The following is a 22971-nucleotide window of genomic DNA, read 5'->3' as shown; positions in this document are numbered from 1 at the left end:
CAGATTGTGCTAACTCCGACGGGAGCAAATCCGTGAAAGACTTATTAAAGTTTCTGAAAGCGCAAACTAAAACCGAAGAGTTTGATGCGATCAAAATTGCTCTGGCCTCGCCAGACATGATCCGTTCATGGTCTTTTGGTGAAGTTAAGAAGCCGGAAACCATCAACTACCGTACGTTCAAACCTGAGCGTGACGGCCTTTTCTGTGCGCGTATTTTCGGGCCAGTAAAAGATTACGAGTGCCTGTGCGGTAAGTACAAGCGCCTGAAACACCGTGGTGTGATCTGTGAGAAGTGCGGCGTTGAAGTGACCCAGACAAAAGTGCGTCGTGAGCGCATGGGCCACATCGAGCTGGCGTCTCCGACCGCCCACATTTGGTTCCTGAAATCTCTGCCGTCCCGTATCGGCCTGCTGCTGGATATGCCGCTGCGCGATATCGAACGTGTTCTGTACTTCGAATCCTATGTGGTTATCGAAGGCGGTATGACCAATCTGGAACGTAACCAGATTCTGACCGAAGAACAGTACCTGGACGCGCTGGAAGAGTTCGGTGACGAATTCGACGCGAAAATGGGCGCCGAAGCTATTCAGGCCCTGCTGAAAAGCATGGATCTGGAGCAAGAGTGCGAACAGCTGCGCGAAGAGCTGAACGAAACCAACTCCGAAACCAAACGTAAGAAGCTGACCAAGCGTATCAAACTGCTGGAAGCGTTCGTACAGTCTGGTAACAAACCGGAGTGGATGATCCTGACCGTTCTGCCAGTGCTGCCGCCGGACCTGCGTCCGCTGGTTCCGCTGGACGGTGGTCGTTTCGCAACGTCGGATCTGAACGATCTGTATCGTCGCGTGATCAACCGTAACAACCGTCTGAAACGTCTGCTGGATCTGGCGGCACCGGACATCATCGTACGCAACGAAAAACGTATGCTGCAGGAAGCGGTAGACGCCCTGCTGGATAACGGCCGTCGCGGTCGTGCGATCACCGGTTCCAACAAACGTCCGCTGAAATCTTTGGCCGATATGATCAAAGGTAAACAGGGTCGTTTCCGTCAGAACCTGCTCGGTAAGCGTGTTGACTACTCCGGTCGTTCTGTAATCACCGTAGGTCCTTACCTGCGTCTGCATCAGTGCGGTCTGCCGAAGAAAATGGCACTCGAGCTGTTCAAACCGTTCATCTACGGCAAGCTGGAACTGCGTGGCCTCGCCACCACCATCAAAGCCGCGAAGAAAATGGTTGAGCGCGAAGAAGCTGTCGTTTGGGATATCCTGGATGAAGTTATCCGCGAACACCCGGTACTGCTGAACCGTGCACCAACACTGCACCGTCTGGGTATCCAGGCGTTTGAACCGGTACTGATCGAAGGTAAAGCTATCCAGCTGCACCCGCTGGTTTGTGCGGCATATAACGCCGACTTCGATGGTGACCAGATGGCTGTTCACGTACCGCTGACGCTGGAAGCCCAGTTGGAAGCGCGTGCGCTGATGATGTCCACCAACAACATTCTGTCTCCGGCGAACGGCGAGCCTATCATCGTTCCGTCTCAGGACGTTGTACTGGGTCTGTATTACATGACCCGTGACTGTGTTAACGCCAAAGGCGAAGGCATGGTGCTGACTGGCCCGAAAGAAGCTGAGCGTATTTACCGCGCTGGGCTGGCCTCTCTGCATGCGCGCGTTAAAGTGCGTATCACTGAATATGAAAAAGACGATAACGGCGAATTCGTTGCAGTCACCAGCATTAAAGACACAACCGTTGGCCGTGCCATTCTGTGGATGATCGTACCGAAAGGTCTGCCTTTCTCCATCGTCAACCAGGCGCTGGGCAAGAAAGCTATCTCCAAAATGCTGAACACCTGTTACCGCATTCTGGGCCTGAAACCGACGGTTATTTTTGCTGACCAGACGATGTACACCGGCTTTGCTTATGCAGCGCGTTCAGGTGCATCCGTTGGTATTGATGACATGGTCATCCCGGCGAAAAAACACGAGATCATCAGCGAAGCGGAAGCTGAAGTTGCTGAGATCCAGGAGCAGTTCCAGTCTGGTCTGGTTACCGCTGGCGAACGCTATAACAAAGTTATTGATATTTGGGCTGCGGCGAACGATCGCGTATCCAAAGCGATGATGGATAACCTGCAGACCGAAACCGTTATTAACCGTGACGGCGTTGAAGAGCAGCAGGTTTCCTTTAACAGCATCTACATGATGGCCGACTCCGGTGCGCGTGGTTCTGCAGCCCAGATTCGTCAGCTTGCTGGTATGCGTGGTCTGATGGCGAAGCCGGATGGCTCCATCATCGAAACGCCGATCACCGCGAACTTCCGTGAAGGTCTGAACGTACTCCAGTACTTCATCTCCACGCACGGTGCGCGTAAAGGTCTGGCGGATACCGCACTGAAAACCGCGAACTCCGGTTACCTGACCCGTCGTCTGGTTGACGTGGCGCAGGATCTGGTCGTAACCGAAGACGATTGTGGCACGCTGGAAGGCATCACCATGACGCCGGTTATCGAAGGTGGCGATGTTAAAGAGCCGCTGCGCGATCGCGTACTGGGTCGTGTAACCGCAGAAGACATTCTGAAGCCGGGTACCGCAGACATTCTGGTTCCACGCAACACGCTGCTGCACGAACAGTGGTGTGACCTGCTGGAAGCGAACTCTGTTGACTCAGTGAAAGTGCGTTCCGTTGTATCGTGTGACACCGATTTTGGTGTGTGCGCCCACTGCTATGGTCGTGACCTGGCGCGTGGTCACATCATCAACAAAGGTGAAGCCATCGGCGTTATCGCGGCACAGTCCATCGGTGAGCCGGGTACACAGCTGACGATGCGTACGTTCCACATCGGTGGTGCGGCATCTCGTGCGGCTGCTGAATCCAGCATTCAGGTGAAAAACAAAGGTAGCATCCGTCTGAGCAATGCGAAGTCGGTTGTTAACTCCAGCGGTAAACTGGTTGTCACCTCGCGTAACACTGAGCTGAAACTGATCGACGAATTCGGTCGTACCAAAGAAAGCTATAAAGTGCCTTACGGTGCGGTAATGGCGAAGGGTGATGGCGAGCAGGTTGCTGGCGGTGAAACCGTTGCAAACTGGGATCCGCACACCATGCCGGTTATCACTGAAGTGGCTGGTTTCATCCGCTTCACCGATATGATCGACGGCCAGACGATTACTCGTCAGACCGACGAACTGACCGGTCTCTCCTCGCTGGTGGTTCTGGATTCTGCAGAACGTACCGCGGGTGGTAAAGACCTGCGTCCGGCACTGAAAATCGTTGACGCCAATGGCAACGATGTACTGATCCCAGGCACTGATATGCCTGCACAGTACTTCCTGCCGGGTAAAGCGATCGTTCAGTTGGAAGATGGCATCCAGATCGGTGCAGGTGATGCTCTGGCGCGTATTCCGCAGGAATCCAGCGGTACCAAGGACATCACCGGTGGTCTGCCGCGCGTTGCGGATCTGTTCGAAGCACGTCGTCCGAAAGAGCCGGCAATCCTGGCTGAAATCAGCGGTATCATTTCCTTCGGTAAAGAAACCAAAGGTAAACGCCGTCTGGTGATCACGCCGGTTGACGGTAGCGATCCGTACGAAGAAATGATTCCGAAATGGCGTCAGCTCAACGTGTTTGAAGGTGAACGTGTAGAACGTGGTGACGTGGTTTCCGACGGTCCGGAAGCACCGCACGACATTCTGCGTCTTCGTGGCGTACACGCGGTAACGCGTTATATCACCAACGAAGTACAGGACGTTTACCGTCTGCAGGGCGTTAAGATCAACGATAAGCACATCGAAGTTATCGTTCGTCAGATGCTGCGTAAAGCCACCATCGTTAACGCAGGAAGCTCCGACTTCCTGGAAGGTGAGCAGGTTGAATACTCTCGCGTCAAGATCGCTAACCGCGATCTGGAAGCGGCTGGCAAAATTGCGGCAACGTATGCACGCGATCTGCTGGGTATCACCAAAGCGTCTCTGGCGACCGAGTCCTTCATCTCCGCGGCATCGTTCCAGGAGACAACTCGTGTGCTTACCGAAGCAGCCGTTGCGGGCAAACGCGACGAACTGCGCGGTCTGAAAGAGAACGTCATCGTGGGTCGTCTGATCCCGGCCGGTACCGGTTATGCGTACCACCAGGATCGTATGCGCCGTCGCGCCGCTGGCGAACTGCCGGCAGCACCGCAGGTGACTGCGGAAGATGCGACCGCGAGCCTGGCAGAACTGCTGAACGCAGGTCTGGGTGGTTCCGACAACGAGTAATCGTTTCGCGTAATAAAAACCCGCTTCGGCGGGTTTTTTTATGCCTGAAATTCAGGTTCTAAGACCTCGATCGCGTTTCAGGACGCATTGTACGCACGGCGAGTTGCAGAATCTTCGCGACGGTTAACTCACCAGGAACGTACTATGACTTCACGTATCACCCTTCTGTTGCTCACTATTTTGTTTGGCGGCATGGCACATGCCGAAACCGCTTTTCGCCAGCTACGCATGGATGAAAATAGCCCCCGTCCGCTGGATGTCGCGGTCTGGTATCCCACGGTAGAACGCGGTAAAGCGGAAACTGTGGGAGAGAACATCGTTTTTAGCGGTACTGCTGCGTTACGCGATGCAAAACCTGCTGCTGGCGCTCATCCGCTGTTATTGATCTCGCACGGTTACGGCGGCAACTGGCGTAATCTTAACTGGCTGGCGCAGCAGATGGCGAAAGAAGGGTATATCGTCGCCGCGCCCGATCATCCGGGGACTACGACGCGTAATAAAAAACCGCAAGACGCAAAACAACTTTGGCTGCGTCCGCAGGATCTCCGCCACGTGCTGGATAAATTGCTTGCTGAGCCTGATCTGGCGGGGCTGGTGGATACGCAACGTATTGCGGCGCTGGGTCACTCACTGGGAGGCTGGACGGTGCTGGAACTCGCTGGTGGGCGTTTTGATAGCCGCCGCTTTATGGCTGATTGTCAGCGACATGCTGTGCTGTCGAGTTGCAAGCTGGCTACTACGCTGGGCATCGATCAGCCCTCAGCAAGCGACATGTTGTCGCTGAATATGCGTGACTCACGGATCAAAGCGGTAGTTTCGCTCGATCTCGGCCTGGCGCGGGGCTTCACGCCAGAAAGCCTTAAGCAGATAACTGTTCCAGTACTGCTCATGGCGGCGCAGGCAGACAGCGATGAACTGCCTGCCCGTCTCGAATCGGGTTATCTTGCAGAACACATTCCGGCTGCTCAACAGCGTTATGTTCACGTAGAGGGAGCGACGCATTTTAGCTTTATGCAATTATGCAAGCCGGGTGCGGCTGCGTTAATCGACGCGCAAGATCCAGGTGAAGGGATTGTCTGCCAGGATGGCGGTGGCTTTAGCCGGGCAGAAATCCATCAACGCCTCTTTAAGCAAATCAGCGCGTTTCTGCAGCAGACACTGGTTTATTCTCCGACGCGAGACGGTAATCAGTCGGGCTCATCCCACTAATACGGATAAACTCGCGGTTAAAGTTGGACTTGGTGGCAAACCCTGAGTCCAGCATGATCGCTGTCACCGACGCGTCGGAATTGCGTAATAGCTGCTGGGCATAGTGAATACGAAAACGGTTGATCCACTGCGAGACATTGCAGCCGCATGTCTGGTTAACTGCTCGCGAGATCTGTCGTGCAGGAATACCCAATTTTCTTGCCAGCGTGTTAAGCGTCAGGTCGGAATTCAGGAAAAGGTGTTGCTCGCGAACGCGGGCTTCAATGCGCTGATAAGTGGCAAGCAGGTCTTTGTCATCCGCACTGGCTTCGTGTTCTACAGGCGTGGATGGCAACTCAACGGGCGCGGCCTTACCGCGATAAACAATGGCCAGGCAGATAAACGGTAGCAAGATTGCCTGGGAGATCGCCACCAGTTGTGGTGCCTGCTGGCCGTGATAAAAGTGAAAATCCAGCGCAATAGCCAGATCGGTCAGCGCGGAAAAGCACAGGAAACTCCCGGCCAGTAGCGCCATGCGCGATGTTATTGTGGCCTCGCTCAGACGAGAGAAGACAAATGCGTCCGCGCCTTGCCTGGCGGTTGTGATTAACCCAGCGCCGTAACCGAGATACAGCAATGCCAGCACGATGTCGGTGGTATCAGGTGCAGCCAAATTGAACGCCAAAGCAATGGCGGGTGGGAGTGCGCAGAGTGCGAGCTTTTGCCTGCGATTACGGCCGGTAAAGTGAGCGAAACAGCGCCATGCCAGCGGGGGCAGCGCTATGGCTACCGTCGATTGTAATTGACGTAAAAACAGAGCATCGAATTGCCAGCGCAGGGCGGACATCAGTACCAGCAGGGTGCAAGCGCCAATAAACACCGCGGTGCTGCGAAAACCTGATGCCCGTTGCAGGCAAACCTTCAATAGCAAAATCAGCAAGATGGAGAGCGTGTAAAAGGGAAATGGAATGGCTGGCACAAGTCACCTGGATCGCAAAAAACAGTATCGAATGCCATGTTGTGCCATAAATGGGGGCGAAAAACACGTCACGACTTTTAGCGGCGCGAAAAAAAGCCCGCCAGAGCGGGCATATTATTTGTATTGAAGCGATGCATTAATCGCGCGGCGGTATGCGGCGGTAAAGCTCGATCATATCGGTCGCCAGATCCTGAATCACCATCGCGTTCATCAAGTGATCCTGCGAATGAACGGTGATCAAATTCACCGGCAGCTTACCGGTGCCTTCATCCAGCCCGATAAGCTGGGTTTGAATTTTATGCGCGGCTTTAACGAATTCACGCGACTCTTCCATCGCTTTTTCGGCTTCAGCAAAATCACCTTTACGCGCCATCTGTAACGCGGTTAATGCCTGGCTACGCGCTGCGCCCGCGTTAACCAACAATTCCATAATGATGGTTTCTAAATCTTCCACGCATTCACTCCAGTAGCTTAAGGGCTTTTTCCAGAACGACATCGCCTTTCATCATGCCGTAATCCATCATGTCGATTACCGCTACTTTCTTGCCCAGCGGTTCCGCCTGCGCCTGCAATTTTGCCTGCTCATATTTCACCTGCGGCCCCAGCAACACGATATCCGCTGTTGCTATTTCATCTTTAAATTCCGCAACAGGAACCGCTTTGATAGAGACCTCGACGCCTTTTTTCTGCGCCGCGTCTTTCATGCGTTGCACCAACATACTGGTGGACATACCCGCTGCACAGCATAAAACGATGTTTTTCATAGTCAGCCTCGGTGTGGATGGGATAGGTGATAATTATCCTGCGCTATCGGGTTCAACAACCGCTTTACCGCGATTGTGTGTAGGGCATCACAAAGAATTCCTGCATAACATGAAACCGGTTGCAACCTTGCGGCGCGCCGCCTGGTTACGAGTGATTTACCAGTAGAATCCGGTTCTTACCTTGCTGCTTCGCTTTATAAAGCGCTTCATCCACGTGGCCGACCAGTTGGTTCAACGGTTCCATGTTCCACTCGCCCAAACCGGCGCTAAAAGTGACCGACAGCGCCTTCTCGCGCCAGGTGCGGTTCTCCACTTTCACTCGCCACTGCTCCAGTAGTGCCAGCGCGTTATCGATATGCGCATGCGGAAAAATCACCGCGAACTCTTCGCCACCGTAGCGGTAGAGCGAAATCCCTTGCGGCTGCAAGATCTGGATACCTTCTCGCGCCACGTTGCGCAGCACGATATCGCCATTTAAATGGCCCCAGGTGTCGTTAATGGATTTGAAATTATCGATATCCACCAACGCCAGCGCAAACGGCTGATGATCGTTCATCAGCGCGGCAATATCAGCATCAAAGGCGCGGCGATTCTTACAATTTGTTAGCGCATCCATAGTTGCTTGACGCACCCATGTTTGTTCCCGCTCTTTACTGCTTTCAATCGCTTTGCTCAGCATTGCTTCGAGCCTTGGTGCGCGTGTGACATCACCGGTTTTTATCGCATCAATAATGTTGAGCAGCACCATGCGTGAGCTGTGGCGCAAATACAGGCCAAACAGAATGATCAACACCGCCGCGGTGGTAAATCCCCAGCCAACAAGCACGCTCTGATGGCGAACGCGGGTATCGAGCGTGCTGGCGGAAACCTTGTAGATCACAAACCATTCCGGATTAGTGAAAGAGTAGTAGTAATACCAACTCGCGCTTTTTTCATCAAAGATCGCGCCTTCACCGCTGGTCATCGCCGCGAGCAACACCGGGCTGATAAAGGTCTTGAACAATGCGCCAGTATCCGGGTGCAACATCACTTTGCCTTCGCGGTCGACAACGAAAAACTCTCCCTGCATCGGTGCCTGCATGGTACGCAATGTGTAGCCCATCGATGCCAGATCAAGGTGAAAAGCCAGCGTTCCTTTTAGCTTGCCGTCTGGCGCGATCACCGGTTTATAGATGCTTACGGTCGGGTTATGGGTAAAGAAATCCATGTAACTTGGGGTGTAGTGGTTAAACATGCTGGCTTCCGCTTGATGCATAAACCACGGGCGTGTACTGGCATTAAAATGATCGCCACCGCCCATCACTTGTGGCGCTCGCAGATAAACGCCGCGCGAGTCAGCGAGAGAAATCGACGACACCGACGGCATCAGCGCCAGCAATTGCATCAGTAATTTCAGCCCCTTTTCCCGATCGCCGTTCACGGTAGCGTCCAACTGGTTATCGTGGGCGAAGAACGCAGCGGCACGATTGAGAACATAGTCGTTTTCGCGCAGGATCGACTGGGTGTAATTCACCGCCAGGTTATGGGCGAAATTGCGGTTAACATCGTGGTACTCCTCCAGCGTCTCTTTGCGCATGCCAGCGATGATCATTATCGCGATTATCACAAAACTGAGGAAAATCCCGGTCAGGCTCACCAGAATCGGTCTTGTAAACGAAAGTTGTTTGATATGCATTTTCTTATCCTTGAACATGCAAAAGAGGAACTGTTAACAGTATAGGGGGTGCGCAAGAGATAGCGTACCTGAAGTGAGTAAGGCGGAGCGGAAGAGAGGAAGAGCGCCCGCTCCGGTCAGTCTCATGACCTGACAGCGCAAGCATGAACTTTCGGGCGACAAGCCGCCATCGCCCGATTTTGCTTTTACGTAGCAGGCCGAAAAAACGTTAACCCGTTATCTGTGCGTTGCGGCTTTTTTGCGGCGAGCGTCCCAGCCAGCTATCCCAGTCTTTCCACACCGGTTGCAGCCCACGGGCGATCAGCGCATCGGCAACCTCCTGCGGGCGGCGTCCATCATGGGGCGAGAATTGCTCCAGCTCCGGGTGATTATCGGCATAGCCGCCCGGCTGCGTTTTGGAAAAGGCGCTTACGTTATTAATCGCCAGCGGAATCACGTGATCGCGAAAGTGCGGCGATTCGCGCGTGGATAGCGACAGCTCAGTATCCGGTGCCAGCAGGCGAAACGCGCAAATGGTTTGCACCAGTTGCCGCTCATCCATCACCGATGCCGGTTCCACGCCTCCCGCGCAAGGGCGCAGGCGGGGGAAAGAGATGGAATAACGGCTTTTCCAGTAGCGCTGTTGCAGCCACAGCAAATGCTCGGCAACCATATAGCAATCCACTCGCCAACTGTCGGAAAGGCCCATCAGTGCGCCAAGCCCAATCTTGTCGATACCCGCGCGTCCCAGCCTGTCCGGCGTCTCCAGCCGCCAGACGAAATCCTGTTTTTTACCACGCAGATGGTGACGCGCGTACTGGCCTTCGTGGTATGTCTCCTGGTAGACCATTACGCCATCAAGACCAAGGGTTTTCAGCTCGGCATACTCCGCTTCGGAAAGCGGCTGTACTTCCATCTGCAACGAGGCGAACTGGCGACGGATCGCTGGCATATGGCGGCGAAAGTAGTCCATTCCGACTTTGCCCTGATGCTCGCCAGTAACCAGCAACAGATGCTCAAACCCCAGTTCGCGTATGGCCGCGCATTCACGCGCAATCTCCTGCTCATCCAGCGTTTTTCGCTTCAGGTGGTTGCTCATGGAAAAGCCGCAATAGGTGCAGTCGTTGGCGCAAAGGTTAGAGAGATAAAGTGGAACATAGAAGCTGACAGTATTGCCAAAACGCTGGCGTGTAAGCCGCTGTGCCTGCTGTGCCATCGGTTCAAGAAAACCCGCGGCGGCGGGGGAAAGCAGTGCCATCATATCGTCGCGCGTGAGCTGCCGGGCGTTAAGTGCGCGTTCAACATCGGCGGCGGTTTTGCTGTGGATGCGCAGGCGGATATCGTCCCAGTCCAGTTGCCGCCAGCGGTCAGTGAAGGTACTCATAATGTTCCCTCCAGAAAACCGGTGAGCGGGCTGGTGGCTTGTGCGTAACGTTGACGAGCGCCCGGAACTGCCTGGCGGGCCAGCGTTCCGGCCTCGACCGCCAGGCGAAAGGCGAGCGCCATGTTGACCGGGTCGTCGGCGACCGCGATCGCGGTATTGACCAGCACCGCGTCTGCGCCCATCTCCAGTGCCTGCGCTGCGTGGCTGGGCGCACCGATTCCCGCATCGACCACTACCGGCACATTCGCCTGCTCGATAATAATCTCCAGCATAGCGCGGGTTTCCAGCCCCTGGTTGGAACCGATCGGCGCACCCAGTGGCATGACTGCCGCACAGCCGACCTCCTCAAGCCGTTTGCACAGCACCGGATCGGCACCGCAATAAGGCAGAACCACAAAACCCATCTGCACGAGTTTTTCCGCTGCGCGCAACGTTTCAATCGGATCGGGCAGCAGCCAGCGGGCGTCTGGATGGATTTCCAGTTTTAGCCAGTGCGTGCCGAGCGCTTCCCGCGCCAGTTGCGCGGCGAAAATGGCCTCGTCGGCGTTTTTCGCCCCGGAAGTGTTAGGCAGCAACGTCACGCCCGCATCCAGTAAGGGTTGCAACAGCATATCGGTGCGCTGGCGCAGATCGACACGCTTCATCGCCAGCGTCACCAGTTCGCTGCCTGAGGCGTGAATCGCATCGACCATCAGTTGCGGCGTGGCGAACTTGCCCGTGCCGGTAAACAACCGTGAAGTGAACTCTTTTTCTGCAATACGTAACATTTCAGCCCCCTGCGATAACCTGAAACAGCAGGATGTGATCGCCGTCCTGCATAAAGTGATTTTCCCACTGCTCGCGCGGCAGGATCTGTTGATTAACGGCCAGCGCGATACCCGGTTTGAGCTGATTGAGTTGCTCAAGTAGGGTCGCGACGGAAAGTCCGGCGACGCAGTTCATCGACTCGTCATTGAAGCGTATCTGCATGTCGCCCCCCACAAACCGTGCACTGACGGGAAGCGTGCAGCGCCAGCGTGCGCCAAAGATTGGTGCGGGCATCGAACAGGCGCAGCTCGCCGCTGGTGGTGTGCAGGCCGTTTAGCAATTTGATGGCTTCCAGCGCCTGCATGGCGCCCATAATGCCGACCACCGGGCCGATAATTCCGGCGGTGCGACAGTTGCGTTCTGGCTCGCTGTCGTCCGGCCACAGGCAGCGGTAGCAGCCCTGTTGCCAGGGTGGTGTCAACACCATCAACTGGCCGCCAAAACCGACCGCACTGGCGGTGATAAGCGGTGTCTCCAGCGCCACGCAGGCGGCGTTGATCGCCTGGCGCGTTATCATGTTGTCGCTACAGTCGAGCACCACGTCGGCTTGCTGAACTTGCTGGTACAGCGCGTCGCCGCTTAAGCGCTGTTGGAGTGTAATCAGCTCGATATCCGGGTTTAACCTGTGCAGGCGCTGCGCGGTGACCTGAGTTTTCGGTTGGTTGATGTCGTCAGTGGTGAATAAAATCTGGCGCTGCAAGTTGCTCAGGTGGACGGCGTCATCATCCGCCAGCACCAGCGTGCCGATCCCCGCGCCAGCAAGATAGACCGCCGCCGGTGCGCCAAGGCCGCCAAGGCCGATGATTAATACCCGGCTGGCAAGCAGTTTTTGCTGGCCGGTAACCGCGATCTCCTCCAGCAGGATCTGGCGGCTGTAGCGCATAAAATCGCGATCATTCATCGCCCACCCCCGCCAGTTGCAGCAACTGATGAGTTGCCTGTTGCCAGTCATTCGCCTGGGTAATGGCGCTGACCACCGCAATGCTGCCCACGCCGGTTGCTAATACCTCCGGCGCACGCGCAAGGCTAATGCCGCCAATAGCAACGGTTGGATAATCTTTCAGCCGCGCAATGTGACGTGCCAGTTGTTCCAGCCCCTGCGGTGCAGAAGGCATCTGTTTGGTTTGCGTGGGAAAGACATGGCCCAGCGCGATATAAGAGGGGCGCGCCGCCAGCGCTACGTCGATTTCCATATCATCATGCGTGGAGACGCCAAGGCGCAAACCCGCCGCGCGAATGGCGCTTAAGTCGGTCGTTTCCAGATCTTCCTGACCAAGATGTACACCGTAAGCCTGGTGTTTGATCGCCAGTTGCCAGTAATCGTTAATGAACAGCCGTGCGTTAACGCGGCGGCCAAGCGCGATGGCCGCTACCACATCTGCTTCAACCTCTTCGTCACGCTTATCCTTGATGCGCAGTTGCAGGGTGCGCACGCCCGCTTCCAGTAAACGGGTAATCCATTCGACGCTATCGACCACCGGGTAAAGCCCGAGGCGGAAGGGTACCGGCGGGAAATCGGGCTGGTACATCAGGCTTCCTCCTTTTTCAGGTAGATCTCACCGCCGCGTGCGCGGAAGTCGCTGGATTTATCCGCCATGCCGACTTCAATCGCCTGGGTTGCCGCGTAGTCACGCACCTCTTGCGAGATTTTCATCGAACAGAATTTCGGCCCGCACATGGAACAGAAGTGCGCGACTTTGCCTGATTCCTGCGGCAGCGTTTCGTCGTGATAAGCGCGTGCGGTAAAGGGGTCGAGCGCGAGGTTGAATTGATCTTCCCAGCGGAATTCAAAACGTGCTTTCGACATGGCGTTGTCGCGGATCTGCGCGCCAGGATGACCTTTGGCCAGATCGGCGGCGTGCGCGGCGATCTTGTAGGTGATCAGCCCCTGTTTGACGTCCTCTTTGTTCGGCAGGCCAAGGTGCTCTTTCGGCGTGACATAACAGAGCATGGCGCAACCAAACCAGCCAATCATCGCCGCGCCAATGCCGGAGGTGAAATGGTCATAACCCGGTGCGATATCGGTGGTTAGCGGCCCCAACGTATAGAACGGCGCTTCGTGGCAGTGCTCCAGTTCTTCAGTCATGTTGCGACGGATCATCTGCATCGGCACATGCCCTGGGCCTTCAATCATCACCTGGACGTCATATTCCCAGGCGATTTTGGTCAGCTCGCCGAGTGTGTGCAGCTCGGCAAACTGGGCTTCGTCGTTCGCATCCTGAATGGAGCCAGGGCGCAGACCATCGCCAAGCGACAGCGAAACGTCATAGGCGGCGCAGATTTCGCAGATCTCGCGAAAGTGGGTGTAGAGGAAGTTTTCCTGATGATGGGAGAGGCACCATTTCGCCATGATCGAGCCGCCGCGCGAGACAATGCCGGTCAGACGCTGCGCAGTCATTGGCACATAGCGCAGCAGCACACCGGCGTGGATGGTGAAGTAATCCACTCCTTGCTCCGCCTGCTCCAGTAGCGTGTCGCGAAACGCTTCCCAGGTGAGATCTTCGGCGATCCCGTTAACCTTCTCCAGTGCCTGGTAGATCGGTACCGTCCCGATTGGCACCGGGCTGTTACGCAGGATCCATTCGCGGGTTTCGTGGATATAACGCCCGGTGGATAAATCCATTACCGTGTCCGCACCCCAGCGCGTCGACCAGACCAGTTTTTCCACCTCCTCTTCGATCGAGGAAGTCACCGCCGAGTTACCGATGTTGGCATTCACCTTCACCAGGAAGTTGCGGCCAATAATCATTGGTTCCGATTCCGGGTGGTTAATATTGGCCGGGATAATCGCCCGTCCGGCGGCGACTTCATCACGCACGAATTCCGGGGTGATATTTTCCGGCAGCCGCGCGCCAAAACCTTCGCCCGGATGCTGCCTGCGCAACACTTCGCTGCGAATGCGCTCGCGGCCCATGTTTTCGCGAATGGCGATGAACTCCATCTCCGGCGTGACGATCCCTTTGCGGGCATAGTGCAGTTGCGTGACGCATTGGCCTGACTTCGCGCGGCGCGGCGTCAGTAAACCGCTAAAACGCAGTTCGTCAAGGCCGTCATCAGCCAGCCGTTCGTTGGTATAGGCAGAGCTGCGCTGTTCCAGCGTTTCGCTGTCATCGCGGGCGGCAATCCATGGTGCGCGCAGTTTCGCCAGCCCTTGCTGGACATCAATCGCAATGTCGGGATCGCCATACGGGCCGGAAGTGTCGTACACCGGCACCGCCTCGTTCTCTTCAAACTGCGGGTGTTCTTTTGTGCCGCCGGTAAGCGTCGGGCTCAGCTGGATTTCGCGCATCGGAATACGGATATCGGGTTGCGAACCGGTAATGTAGATGCGGCGCGAGTTGGGGAAAGCGGTGCCTTCCAGCGTGTCGATAAAGTGTTGCGCCTGGGCGCGTTGTTCACGGCGTGTAAGTTTTGCAGACATAGCTCATTCCAGAATGTAAAGGATATGGCTTGTCAGACGACGGATGGAGTAATGGCAACAAACCGCCCGTGAGGGTGGTTGATGTGAATGGATTACTCTTGTTCCCTTCGCAGGTTTTAACCTGATCAGGTTCCGCGGATCCCGAATTAACGGTCTCAGCCTTTTACACTTCATCTTTCGCACTGTGTCTGTGTTGACTGCGTTCGCTCACCCCAGTCACTTACTTGATGTAAGCTCCCGGGGATTCACGAACTTGCCGCCTCAACGCATCGCGAATGATGTTGTGGAAATATAGGCACTCCGACAAGAAAAACCCGTCCGAAGACGGGGACTGCTTTTTAAATTACGCGTTAATGTTTAAGAACTCAAGCCGGTCGCGCGACACCGCTTTCGTCGTTGGCGCTCTCTTTGATGTTGTTATCAAAGGCCAGCACGATTAACTTGTCTTCGAGGGTAAAGCGGGCGGCCAGCGCTTCGCCGATATCGGAGAGCGCTTGCTGGAACTCCAGACAGTTATCGTCATCGATGGCGTTTTCCAGACTGGAGTCGTAATAGTTCATGATTTCTACTGTATTCGCCTCAAGCATTGGGTAAAGCTGCGTCGCCGCTAAAAGTGGGCTGCTCCCTTCCAATTCGTTGCTGATGCGTTCATAAATATTGAAGTGACCTGCGGAAAGGTATTCCACCAGGCTGTGGCAAAAATCGTCCAGCGCTTTTTCGTTAAGCTGCATGTAGGACCCTTTGCCAGGTTTAATGCCAACCAGATTGTAATAAGAAACAAGAAGTTGCTTACGCGCTTGCAGCCAATGGTCGACAAGTTTGTTACTTCCTCCAACGCGCTCTGTCAGGCTTTCTAACTGGTTTAGCATAAATGGCTCCGCAAATATGTAAGATCAAAACGATGTAATAATAATGTTAATAACATGCCTGTAAAGCGAAGGTAGTGCACCTAATGGTACGTATTATTGAAGCACACGATCAGGGCTGGTGGATCGTCAGCCATGAACAAAAATTATGGTTGCCCGGTGGAGAATTACCACACGGCAAGGCAGGAAATTTCGATCTTGTGGGGCACAGCGCGCTTCACATCGGCGAGTGGCAGGGCGAAGCGGTATGGATGATCCGCCAGAATCGTCGTCAGGATATGGGATCCGTACGCCTGCTTATCGATCAAGATGTGGGGCTGTTTCAACTCGCGGGTCGCGGCGTACAACTGGCGGAATTTTATCGTTCACACCAGTTTTGTGGCTACTGCGGACACACAATGCACCCAAGTAAAACTGAGTGGGCAATGCTGTGCGATCACTGCCGCGAACGCTATTACCCGCAAATCGCCCCTTGCATCATTGTCGCCATTCGCCGTGATGACAGCATTTTGCTGGCGCAGCACACGCGCCATCGCAATGGCATTTACACGGTGCTCGCCGGGTTCGTCGAAGTGGGCGAAACCCTTGAACAAGCGGTGGCGCGTGAAGTGATGGAAGAGAGCGGCATCAAAGTGAAGAATTTGCGTTATGTCACGTCGCAACCGTGGCCGTTCCCGCAATCGCTGATGACTGCGTTTATGGCGGAATATGACAGCGGCGAAATCCACATTGACCCGAAAGAACTGCTGGATGCGGGCTGGTATCGCTATGACAATTTACCGCTGTTGCCGCCACCGGGTACGGTTGCGCGCCGCCTCATCGAGGATACGGTGGCGATGTGTCGGGCAGACGACGAATAAGGTGTATATACTGGCGGCCTGACGCTTGAGGAACTGACAATGACCGAACTGAAAAACGATCGTTACCTGCGCGCGCTCCAGCGCCAGCCAGTAGATATAACGCCGGTGTGGATGATGCGCCAGGCAGGCCGTTATTTACCGGAATATAAAGCGACCCGTGCGCAAGCGGGCGATTTTATGTCGCTGTGCAAAAACGCCGAGCTGGCCTGTGAAGTGACGCTACAGCCGCTGCGCCGCTACCCGCTTGATGCGGCGATCCTTTTCTCCGACATTCTTACCGTGCCGGACGCGATGGGGCTGGGCCTCTATTTTGAAGCCGGTGAAGGGCCGCGTTTTTCCTCGCCCATTACCAGTAAGGCGGACGTGGATAAATTGCCCGTGCCAGACCCGGAAAACGAGCTGGGTTATGTGATGAATGCCGTGCGCACCATTCGCCGTGAGCTAAAAGGCGAAGTGCCGCTGATCGGCTTTTCCGGCAGCCCGTGGACGCTGGCAACCTATATGGTGGAAGGCGGCAGCAGCAAAGCCTTTACCCTGATTAAAAAAATGATGTACGCCGAACCGCACACGCTGCATGCGCTGCTGGATAAGCTGGCGCAGAGCGTCACGTTATACCTGAACGCGCAGATCCGCGCGGGCGCGCAGTCGGTGATGATTTTCGATACCTGGGGCGGCGTGCTGACCGGGCGCGATTATCAGCAATTTTCGCTCTACTACATGCATAAAATTGTCGATGGCCTGCTGCGTGAAAACGAAGGCCGCCGCGTACCGGTGACGTTATTCACCAAAGGCGGCGGGCAGTGGCTGGAAGCGATGGCAGAAACAGGCTGTGATGCGCTGGGCCTCGACTGGACAACCGATATTGCCGATGCGCGCCGTCGCGTGGGTCATAAAGTTGCGCTGCAAGGCAACATGGACCCGTCTATGCTTTACGCGCCGCCTGCGCGCATTGAAGAAGAGGTCGCGACGATTCTCGCGGGCTTCGGCAAAGGCGAAGGTCACGTGTTTAACCTCGGTCACGGCATTCATCAGGATGTCCCGCCGGAACATGCAGGAGTATTTGTCGAGGCGGTGCACCGTCTTTCGGCCTCCTGGCATCAGTAAGGAGAGAGTATGGATCTCGCGTCACTACGCGCACAACAACTTGAACTGGCTTCTTCCGTGATCCGCGAGGATCGTCTGGATAACGATCCGCCCACATTGATCGGCGGGGCCGATGTCGGTTTTGAGCAGGGTGGAGAAGTGACGCGAGCGGCGATGGTGCTGCTCTCCTGGCCCTCGCTGGAGTTGGTTGAATATCAGGTGGCGCGTATCGCCACCACCATGCCTTATATCCCTGGTTTCCTCTCGTTTCGCGAATACCCGGCGCTGCTGGCCGCGTGGGAACTGTTGTCGCAAAAACCCGATTTGCTGTTTGTTGATGGCCACGGTATTTCTCATCCGCGCCGTCTCGGCGTTGCCAGCCATTTTGGCTTGCTGGTGGATGTGCCCACTATCGGCGTGGCGAAAAAGCGGCTGTGCGGCAAGTTCGAGCCGCTGGCGGACGAACCGGGTGCGCTGTCTCCGTTGATGGATAAAGGCGAAAAGCTGGCCTGGGTGTGGCGCAGCAAGGCGCGCTGTAATCCGTTGTTTGTCACCACCGGACATCGTGTCAGCCAGGATAGTGCGCTCACGTGGGTGCAGCGCTGCATGAAAGGCTACCGGTTGCCGGAACCGACGCGCTGGGCGGACGCGGTAGCATCCGGGCGGCCTGCGTTTACGCGTTGGCAGGCAATTCAGCGCGATATCAGGTAAACTGCCGCGCATTACCGATTTTGAGAAACGATCATGTTACAAAACCCAATTCACCTGCGTCTGGAAAAGCTGCAAAGCTGGCAGCACGTCGTCTTTATGGCTTGCCTGTGCGAGCGTATGTATCCCAATTACGCCATGTTCTGCCAGCAGACAGAGTTTGGCGATGCGCAGCTTTACCGCCGGATCCTTGACCTGGTGTGGGAAACGGAGATCGTCAAAGACGCGAAAGTGAACTTCGACAGCCAGCTGGAGAAACTGGAAGAGGCGATTCCGGCGGCGGACGACTACGATCTGTACGGTGTCTATCCGGCTATTGATGCCTGTGTGGCACTCAGTGAACTGATTCATTCACGCCTTAGCGGTGAAACGCTGGAGCATGCTATCGAGGTCAGTAAAACGTCGATCACCACCGTTGCGATGCTGGAAATGACCCAGCAAGGTCGGGAAATGACCGACGAAGAGCTGCGAGAAAACCCGGCTGTTGAGCAAGAATGGGATATTCAGTGGGAGATTTTCCGCCTTCTGGCTGCCTGCGAAGAACGCGATATTGAGCTGATTAAAGGGCTGCGCGCAGACCTGCGCGAGGTCGGTGAGAGCAATATCGGTATAAATTTGCAGCAATGAGACAATAAAACGTGATTTAACGCCTGTTTTGTCGTGCCTGAAGGCTTCCCTTAATACCCCCGTCTGGTCTACATTTGGGGGGCGAAAATAAGTGGCTATCGGTGCGTGTATGCAGGAGAGTGCTTTTGAGGCATTTCCGTCGCACTCGATGCTTAGCAAGCGATAAACACATTGAAAGGATAACTTATGAACAAGACTCAACTGATTGATGTAATTGCAGACAAGGCTGATCTGTCTAAAGCGCAAGCGAAAGCTGCACTGGAATCCACCCTGGCTGCCGTTACTGAGTCTCTGAAAGCAGGTGATGCGGTACAACTGGTTGGTTTCGGTACCTTCAAAGTGAACCACCGCGCTGAGCGTACTGGCCGCAACCCGCAGACCGGTAAAGAAATCAAAATCGCCGCTGCTAACGTGCCGGCATTTGTTTCTGGTAAAGCACTGAAAGACGCAGTTAAGTAAGACCGCGTGGCAGTGAACAGTTTTGTCGAAGGGGCGGTTTCGCCCCTTTTGTCATTCTGGCGTCGCCCGCTGCTATTGGCGGGCGCAGCACTGTTGCTGACAGCCTGTAGCCATGATTCCTCGTTGCCGCCTTTTACCGCCAGCGGGTTTGCCGGCGATCAGGGCGCGGTGCGGGTCTGGCGTAAAGATTCAGGCGGTGAGACGCACTTGCTCGCCGCGTTTAGCCCGTGGCACCACGGGAATACATCGCTTAGCGAATACCGCTGGCAGGGCGATACGTTAACGCTCATTGAACTCAATGTTTACGGTAAACCGCCGGAGCATATTCGCGTCCGTTTTGACGATCGCGGCGAGCTGAGCTTTATGCAGCGTGAAGTCGACGGGCAGAAACAGCAGCTTTCCAGCGACCAGGTCGCGCTGTATCGCTACCGGGCAGAGCAGATCCGTCAGACCAGTGACGCACTGCGTCAGGGGCGTGTGGTGCTGCGTCAGGGGCGCTGGCAGGCCAATCATACGGTACAGACCTGTGAAGGGCAGACCGTGAAGCCCGATCTGGATGATTTCGCCTTAAATCGTATTGAGCAGCGTCAGAACCGCTCTGCGGTTGCGGTAAGCGTCGCATGGCTGGAAGCGCCGGAAGGCGCGCAGCTATTGCTGGTGGCGAATGGGGATTTCTGCCGTTGGCAGCCGACGGAAAAGAGTTTCTGAAAACCCTCTCCCCGGCGGAGAGAGGGTGAAAGGGCGGGCGTTACTTGCCCTGCTCGCGCGCAATGGCGCGGTAACCAATATCCCGGCGGCTGAAGCTGCCATCCCAGTGAATATCAGTCATTAAGGCATACGCACGCTGCTGCGCTTCGGCGACGGTGTTACCCAGCGCGGTGACGCACAGTACGCGCCCGCCGTTGGTCAGGACCTGGTCGTCGGCAGAGAGTGTGGTGCCCGCATGGAACACTTTGCCATCCGCCACTTCTTCCAGCGGCAAACCGTGGATAACATCGCCATTGCGGTAGTTGCCCGGATAACCACCGGCGGCAATCACAACGCCCAGCGCTGCACGGTTATCCCACTCTGAGGTTTTCTCATCCAGCTTGCCTTCACACGCGGCCAGGCACAGATCCACCAGGTCAGACTGCATGCGCAACATAATGGGCTGTGTTTCCGGGTCGCCAAATCGGCAGTTGAACTCGATAACTTTCGGGTTGCCCTGCTTATCGATCATCAGCCCGGCGTACAGGAAACCGGTATAGGTGTTCCCTTCCGCCGCCATGCCGCGCACGGTTGGCCATATGACGCGTTCCATGGTGCGCTGATGCACTTCATCCGTCACCACTGGCGCAGGCGAGTAAGCGCCCATACCACCGGTATTCGGGCCGGTATCGCCATCACCGACACGTTTGTGGTCCTGGCTGGTGGCCATTGGCAAAACGTGTTCGCCGTCAACCATCACGATAAAGCTCGCTTCTTCGCCATCGAGAAACTCTTCAATCACGATGCGGTGACCCGCGTCGCCAAACGCATTGCCCGCCAGCATATCGTGAACGGCTGCTTCAGCTTCTGCCAGCGTCATGGCGACGATCACGCCTTTGCCCGCCGCCAGACCATCGGCCTTGATCACGATAGGTGCGCCTTTCTCACGCAGGTAAGCTAGCGCAGGCTCGATGTCGGTAAAATTCTGGTACTCGGCGGTCGGGATATTGTGGCGCGCGAGAAAGTCTTTGGTGAAGGCTTTGGAGCCCTCCAGCTGCGCGGCGCCCTGTGTTGGGCCAAAAATTTTCAGGCCAGCCGCGCGAAACGCGTCGACAACGCCGATCACCAGCGGCGCTTCCGGGCCGACGATGGTCAGATCGATCTTCTCGTTCTGCGCGAAGCTCAGCAGCGCCGGGATGTCGGTTGCGCCAATCGCGACGTTTTGCAGCGTCGGTTCCAGTGCTGTACCGGCGTTACCCGGTGCGACAAAAACGGTATCAACCAGCGGCGACTGTGCGGCTTTCCATGCCAGCGCGTGTTCGCGCCCGCCGTTGCCAATTACTAATACTTTCATTGTCTGCTCCGTGGATTAATGGCGGAAGTGACGCATGTCGGTGAAGATCATCGCAATGCCGTGCTCATCAGCGGCGGCAATGACTTCGTCATCGCGGATGGAACCACCAGGCTGAATAACGCAGGTCACGCCAACAGCGGCGGCAGCATCAATACCATCGCGGAACGGGAAGAACGCGTCAGAAGCCATGGCGGAACCTTTCACTTCCAGCCCTTCGTCACCGGCTTTGATCCCGGCGATCTTCGCCGAGTAGACACGGCTCATCTGGCCTGCGCCGATGCCGATGGTCATATTCTCTTTTGCATAGACAATAGCGTTGGATTTGACGAATTTAGCCACTTTCCAGCAGAACAGCGCATCGCGCAGCTCCTGCTCGGTCGGCTGGCGTTTGCTGACCACGCGGAGTTCACTTGCGCTTACCATGCCGAGATCTCTGTCCTGAACCAACAGGCCGCCGTTTACGCGTTTGAAATCGAGACCAGGAACACGCTGCGCCCATTCACCGCAGGTCAGTACGCGCACATTCTGTTTTGCCGCAGTGACTTTCAGCGCTTCTTCGCTCGCGGACGGGGCGATAATCACTTCGACAAACTGACGAGAGATGATGGCCTGCGCGGTTTCAGCGTCCAGCTCACGGTTAAAAGCGATAATGCCGCCGAATGCGGAGGTCGGATCGGTTTTATAAGCGCGATCGTAAGCATCCAGAATCGAACCACCAACAGCGACACCGCAAGGGTTGGCGTGCTTCACAATCACACACGCTGGCTCGCTGAACGCTTTCACGCACTCCAGTGCCGCATCGGTATCGGCAATATTGTTATAGGAGAGCGCTTTGCCTTGCAGCTGCTGCGCGGTGGCAACAGAAGCTTCTTTGATCTCTTCTTCTATATAGAAGGCTGCTTGCTGGTGGCTGTTTTCACCGTAGCGCATATCCTGCTTCTTAATGAAGTTCAGATTCAGGGTACGCGGGAAGCGACCGGCGGGCTCTTTGCTTTCGCCGTGATAGGCCGGAACCAGGCTGCCGAAGTAGTTGGCAATCATGCTGTCGTAGGCAGCGGTATGTTCAAACGCTTTAATCGCCAGGTCAAAACGAGTGGCAAGCAGAAGTGAGCCTTCGTTGGCATCCATCTCAGTAATAATGGCGGTGTAGTCGCTGCTCTTTACAACGATAGCCACATCTTTATGGTTCTTCGCGGCGGAGCGCACCATGGTTGGACCGCCGATATCAATATTCTCTACCGCATCTTCCAGTGAGCAACCTTCACGTGCGACGGTTTCGGCGAACGGGTAAAGGTTAACGACTACCATATCGATCGGCGCGATCGCGTGTTGCGCCATGATCGCGTCATCCTGACCGCGACGACCCAGAATGCCGCCGTGTACTTTCGGATGCAGGGTTTTCACACGTCCATCCATCATTTCCGGAAAACCGGTGTAGTCGGAGACTTCAGTCACTGGCAGACCTTTTTCTGCCAGCAAACGCGCGGTGCCGCCGGTAGAGAGCAGTTCTACGCCACGCTGAGAGAGCGCCTGTGCGAATTCGACAATACCGGCCTTGTCAGAAACACTGAGCAAAGCGCGGCGGACTGGACGACGTTGTTGCATGGTAAATCCCCTGGATTTGGCTTTAACAGAGAGCGTTAGCTAAATATTAGGATCTTTATTGATCCTAAAACTTAGCTAATGCCCCAGCGAGGGCTCATGTTTTTTGCGCGGGCATTGTAACGAAAACGTTTGCGTAGCGCTCGCGAATTTTTGTACTTTTGCCTGATTGTGGATAAGTCTGTGCGTAAATGGGTATAAAGGCGGGTTTTGCTGTGGAATGCAGCAGTCAGTCATTTTTATGTCATTTTTCTATTGCGGGGGGCTGAGAA

The 22971-nt window shown here is 55.6% G+C and carries 21 protein-coding genes; 8 read left to right on the top strand and 13 right to left on the bottom strand.

Annotation, left to right across the window (positions count from 1 at the left end):
• Positions 1-32: 32 nt before the first annotated feature.
• Positions 33-4256 carry a DNA-directed RNA polymerase subunit beta' gene (gene rpoC, locus E0L21_RS23145; protein WP_131413618.1) on the top strand — a complete coding sequence of 1408 codons (4224 nt, stop codon included), beginning with the start codon at positions 33-35 and terminating at the stop codon, positions 4254-4256.
• Positions 4257-4400: 144 nt separating this feature from the next.
• Entirely contained in the window at positions 4401-5465 is a 1065-nt protein-coding gene (locus E0L21_RS23140) for an alpha/beta hydrolase family protein (protein ID WP_131413617.1), read from the top strand.
• Here the strand turns inward: E0L21_RS23140 and E0L21_RS23135 are convergent.
• From E0L21_RS23135 to rsd, 11 genes are all read right to left on the bottom strand, one after another.
• Positions 5392-6423 (bottom strand): helix-turn-helix domain-containing protein, encoded by a 1032-nt coding sequence (locus E0L21_RS23135; RefSeq protein WP_131413616.1) that lies wholly within the window; start codon positions 6421-6423, stop codon positions 5392-5394. The two genes, E0L21_RS23140 and E0L21_RS23135, sit on opposite strands and share 74 nt — an antisense overlap.
• Positions 6424-6559: 136 nt before the next feature.
• On the bottom strand, positions 6560-6877 hold the full coding sequence (locus E0L21_RS23130; RefSeq protein ID WP_017460024.1) for a PTS lactose/cellobiose transporter subunit IIA: 318 nt from the start codon (positions 6875-6877) through the stop codon (positions 6560-6562).
• Between the two features lie 4 nt (positions 6878-6881).
• Entirely contained in the window at positions 6882-7187 is a 306-nt protein-coding gene (locus E0L21_RS23125) for a PTS sugar transporter subunit IIB (protein WP_035890299.1), read from the bottom strand.
• Between the two features lie 145 nt (positions 7188-7332).
• A complete protein-coding gene (locus E0L21_RS23120) occupies positions 7333-8862 on the bottom strand; it encodes a sensor domain-containing diguanylate cyclase (RefSeq protein ID WP_131413615.1) in 1530 nt (509 codons plus the stop codon).
• 208 nt (positions 8863-9070) lie between these two features.
• Positions 9071-10225 (bottom strand): 2-iminoacetate synthase ThiH, encoded by a 1155-nt coding sequence (gene thiH, locus E0L21_RS23115; RefSeq protein WP_131413614.1) that lies wholly within the window; start codon positions 10223-10225, stop codon positions 9071-9073.
• Positions 10222-10992, bottom strand: coding sequence for a thiazole synthase (gene thiG, locus E0L21_RS23110; RefSeq protein ID WP_131413613.1), 771 nt, complete (start codon positions 10990-10992; stop codon positions 10222-10224). The genes thiH and thiG overlap by 4 nt, the downstream gene beginning before the upstream one ends.
• Position 10993: 1 nt before the next feature.
• On the bottom strand, positions 10994-11194 hold the full coding sequence (gene thiS / locus E0L21_RS23105; protein ID WP_131413612.1) for a sulfur carrier protein ThiS: 201 nt from the start codon (positions 11192-11194) through the stop codon (positions 10994-10996).
• Positions 11175-11933, bottom strand: coding sequence for a HesA/MoeB/ThiF family protein (locus tag E0L21_RS23100; protein ID WP_131413611.1), 759 nt, complete (start codon positions 11931-11933; stop codon positions 11175-11177). Before E0L21_RS23100 ends, thiS begins: the two co-directional genes overlap by 20 nt.
• Positions 11926-12561: a thiamine phosphate synthase gene (gene thiE / locus E0L21_RS23095; protein ID WP_131413610.1), complete on the bottom strand. Its 636-nt coding sequence runs from the start codon at positions 12559-12561 to the stop codon at positions 11926-11928. Before thiE ends, E0L21_RS23100 begins: the two co-directional genes overlap by 8 nt.
• On the bottom strand, positions 12561-14453 hold the full coding sequence (gene thiC, locus E0L21_RS23090; RefSeq protein ID WP_131413609.1) for a phosphomethylpyrimidine synthase ThiC: 1893 nt from the start codon (positions 14451-14453) through the stop codon (positions 12561-12563). The genes thiE and thiC overlap by 1 nt, the downstream gene beginning before the upstream one ends.
• Before the next feature lie 365 nt (positions 14454-14818).
• The gene (gene rsd, locus E0L21_RS23085) at positions 14819-15322 is read right to left on the bottom strand and encodes a sigma D regulator (protein WP_131413608.1); all 504 of its coding nucleotides are present in this window, start codon (positions 15320-15322) and stop codon (positions 14819-14821) included.
• Positions 15323-15405: 83 nt separating this feature from the next.
• Here rsd and nudC point away from each other — a divergent pair, with 83 nt between their 5' ends.
• The 6 genes from nudC to E0L21_RS23055 all read left to right on the top strand — a co-directional run bounded on the left by nudC (position 15406) and on the right by E0L21_RS23055 (position 19764).
• Positions 15406-16179: an NAD(+) diphosphatase gene (gene nudC / locus E0L21_RS23080; protein WP_131413607.1), complete on the top strand. Its 774-nt coding sequence runs from the start codon at positions 15406-15408 to the stop codon at positions 16177-16179.
• 39 nt (positions 16180-16218) lie between these two features.
• Positions 16219-17283, top strand: a complete 1065-nt coding sequence (gene hemE / locus E0L21_RS23075) for a uroporphyrinogen decarboxylase (RefSeq protein WP_131413606.1) — start codon at positions 16219-16221, stop codon at positions 17281-17283.
• A gap of 9 nt (positions 17284-17292) precedes the next feature.
• Complete coding sequence (nfi, locus tag E0L21_RS23070; protein ID WP_131413605.1) at positions 17293-17973, top strand: deoxyribonuclease V; 681 nt, start codon at positions 17293-17295, stop codon at positions 17971-17973.
• A gap of 33 nt (positions 17974-18006) precedes the next feature.
• On the top strand, positions 18007-18597 hold the full coding sequence (locus E0L21_RS23065) for a YjaG family protein (RefSeq protein WP_131413604.1): 591 nt from the start codon (positions 18007-18009) through the stop codon (positions 18595-18597).
• Positions 18598-18783: 186 nt separating this feature from the next.
• Complete coding sequence (gene hupA, locus E0L21_RS23060; RefSeq protein WP_017460010.1) at positions 18784-19056, top strand: nucleoid-associated protein HU-alpha; 273 nt, start codon at positions 18784-18786, stop codon at positions 19054-19056.
• A 12-nt stretch (positions 19057-19068) separates the two neighbouring features.
• Positions 19069-19764 (top strand): DUF1481 domain-containing protein, encoded by a 696-nt coding sequence (locus E0L21_RS23055; protein WP_131413621.1) that lies wholly within the window; start codon positions 19069-19071, stop codon positions 19762-19764.
• A gap of 40 nt (positions 19765-19804) precedes the next feature.
• On the opposite strand, the gene purD is transcribed toward E0L21_RS23055, so the two are convergent.
• Both purD and purH read right to left on the bottom strand, forming a co-directional pair.
• Positions 19805-21097: a phosphoribosylamine--glycine ligase gene (gene purD / locus E0L21_RS23050; RefSeq protein ID WP_131413603.1), complete on the bottom strand. Its 1293-nt coding sequence runs from the start codon at positions 21095-21097 to the stop codon at positions 19805-19807.
• A gap of 15 nt (positions 21098-21112) precedes the next feature.
• Positions 21113-22702, bottom strand: a complete 1590-nt coding sequence (purH, locus tag E0L21_RS23045; protein ID WP_131413602.1) for a bifunctional phosphoribosylaminoimidazolecarboxamide formyltransferase/IMP cyclohydrolase — start codon at positions 22700-22702, stop codon at positions 21113-21115.
• Positions 22703-22971: the final 269 nt, after the last annotated feature.

Origin of the sequence: Kosakonia quasisacchari, from assembly GCF_004331415.1 — a bacterium.
Classification (GTDB): domain Bacteria; phylum Pseudomonadota; class Gammaproteobacteria; order Enterobacterales; family Enterobacteriaceae; genus Kosakonia; species Kosakonia quasisacchari.
The sequence above is the reverse complement of the archived record's forward strand: the minus strand, read 5'-3'. Positions and strand labels throughout refer to the sequence as shown.

Bases quoted from the DNA above. Each gene is read 5' to 3' on its own strand.
- purH (WP_131413602.1), bottom strand. From the start codon at position 22,702: ATGCAACAACGTCGTCCAGTCCGCCGCGCTTTGCTCAGTGTTTCTGAC.
- thiG (WP_131413613.1), bottom strand. From the start codon at position 10,992: ATGTTACGTATTGCAGAAAAAGAGTTCACTTCACGGTTGTTTACCGGC.
- thiE (WP_131413610.1), bottom strand. From the start codon at position 12,561: ATGTACCAGCCCGATTTCCCGCCGGTACCCTTCCGCCTCGGGCTTTAC.
- nudC (WP_131413607.1), top strand. From the start codon at position 15,406: ATGGTACGTATTATTGAAGCACACGATCAGGGCTGGTGGATCGTCAGC.
- nfi (WP_131413605.1), top strand. From the start codon at position 17,293: ATGGATCTCGCGTCACTACGCGCACAACAACTTGAACTGGCTTCTTCC.
- rsd (WP_131413608.1), bottom strand. From the start codon at position 15,322: ATGCTAAACCAGTTAGAAAGCCTGACAGAGCGCGTTGGAGGAAGTAAC.
- thiC (WP_131413609.1), bottom strand. From the start codon at position 14,453: ATGTCTGCAAAACTTACACGCCGTGAACAACGCGCCCAGGCGCAACAC.
- E0L21_RS23065 (WP_131413604.1), top strand. From the start codon at position 18,007: ATGTTACAAAACCCAATTCACCTGCGTCTGGAAAAGCTGCAAAGCTGG.
- purD (WP_131413603.1), bottom strand. From the start codon at position 21,097: ATGAAAGTATTAGTAATTGGCAACGGCGGGCGCGAACACGCGCTGGCA.
- E0L21_RS23125 (WP_035890299.1), bottom strand. From the start codon at position 7,187: ATGAAAAACATCGTTTTATGCTGTGCAGCGGGTATGTCCACCAGTATG.
- E0L21_RS23140 (WP_131413617.1), top strand. From the start codon at position 4,401: ATGACTTCACGTATCACCCTTCTGTTGCTCACTATTTTGTTTGGCGGC.
- E0L21_RS23100 (WP_131413611.1), bottom strand. From the start codon at position 11,933: ATGAATGATCGCGATTTTATGCGCTACAGCCGCCAGATCCTGCTGGAG.
- hemE (WP_131413606.1), top strand. From the start codon at position 16,219: ATGACCGAACTGAAAAACGATCGTTACCTGCGCGCGCTCCAGCGCCAG.
- hupA (WP_017460010.1), top strand. From the start codon at position 18,784: ATGAACAAGACTCAACTGATTGATGTAATTGCAGACAAGGCTGATCTG.
- E0L21_RS23120 (WP_131413615.1), bottom strand. From the start codon at position 8,862: ATGCATATCAAACAACTTTCGTTTACAAGACCGATTCTGGTGAGCCTG.
- thiS (WP_131413612.1), bottom strand. From the start codon at position 11,194: ATGCAGATACGCTTCAATGACGAGTCGATGAACTGCGTCGCCGGACTT.
- thiH (WP_131413614.1), bottom strand. From the start codon at position 10,225: ATGAGTACCTTCACTGACCGCTGGCGGCAACTGGACTGGGACGATATC.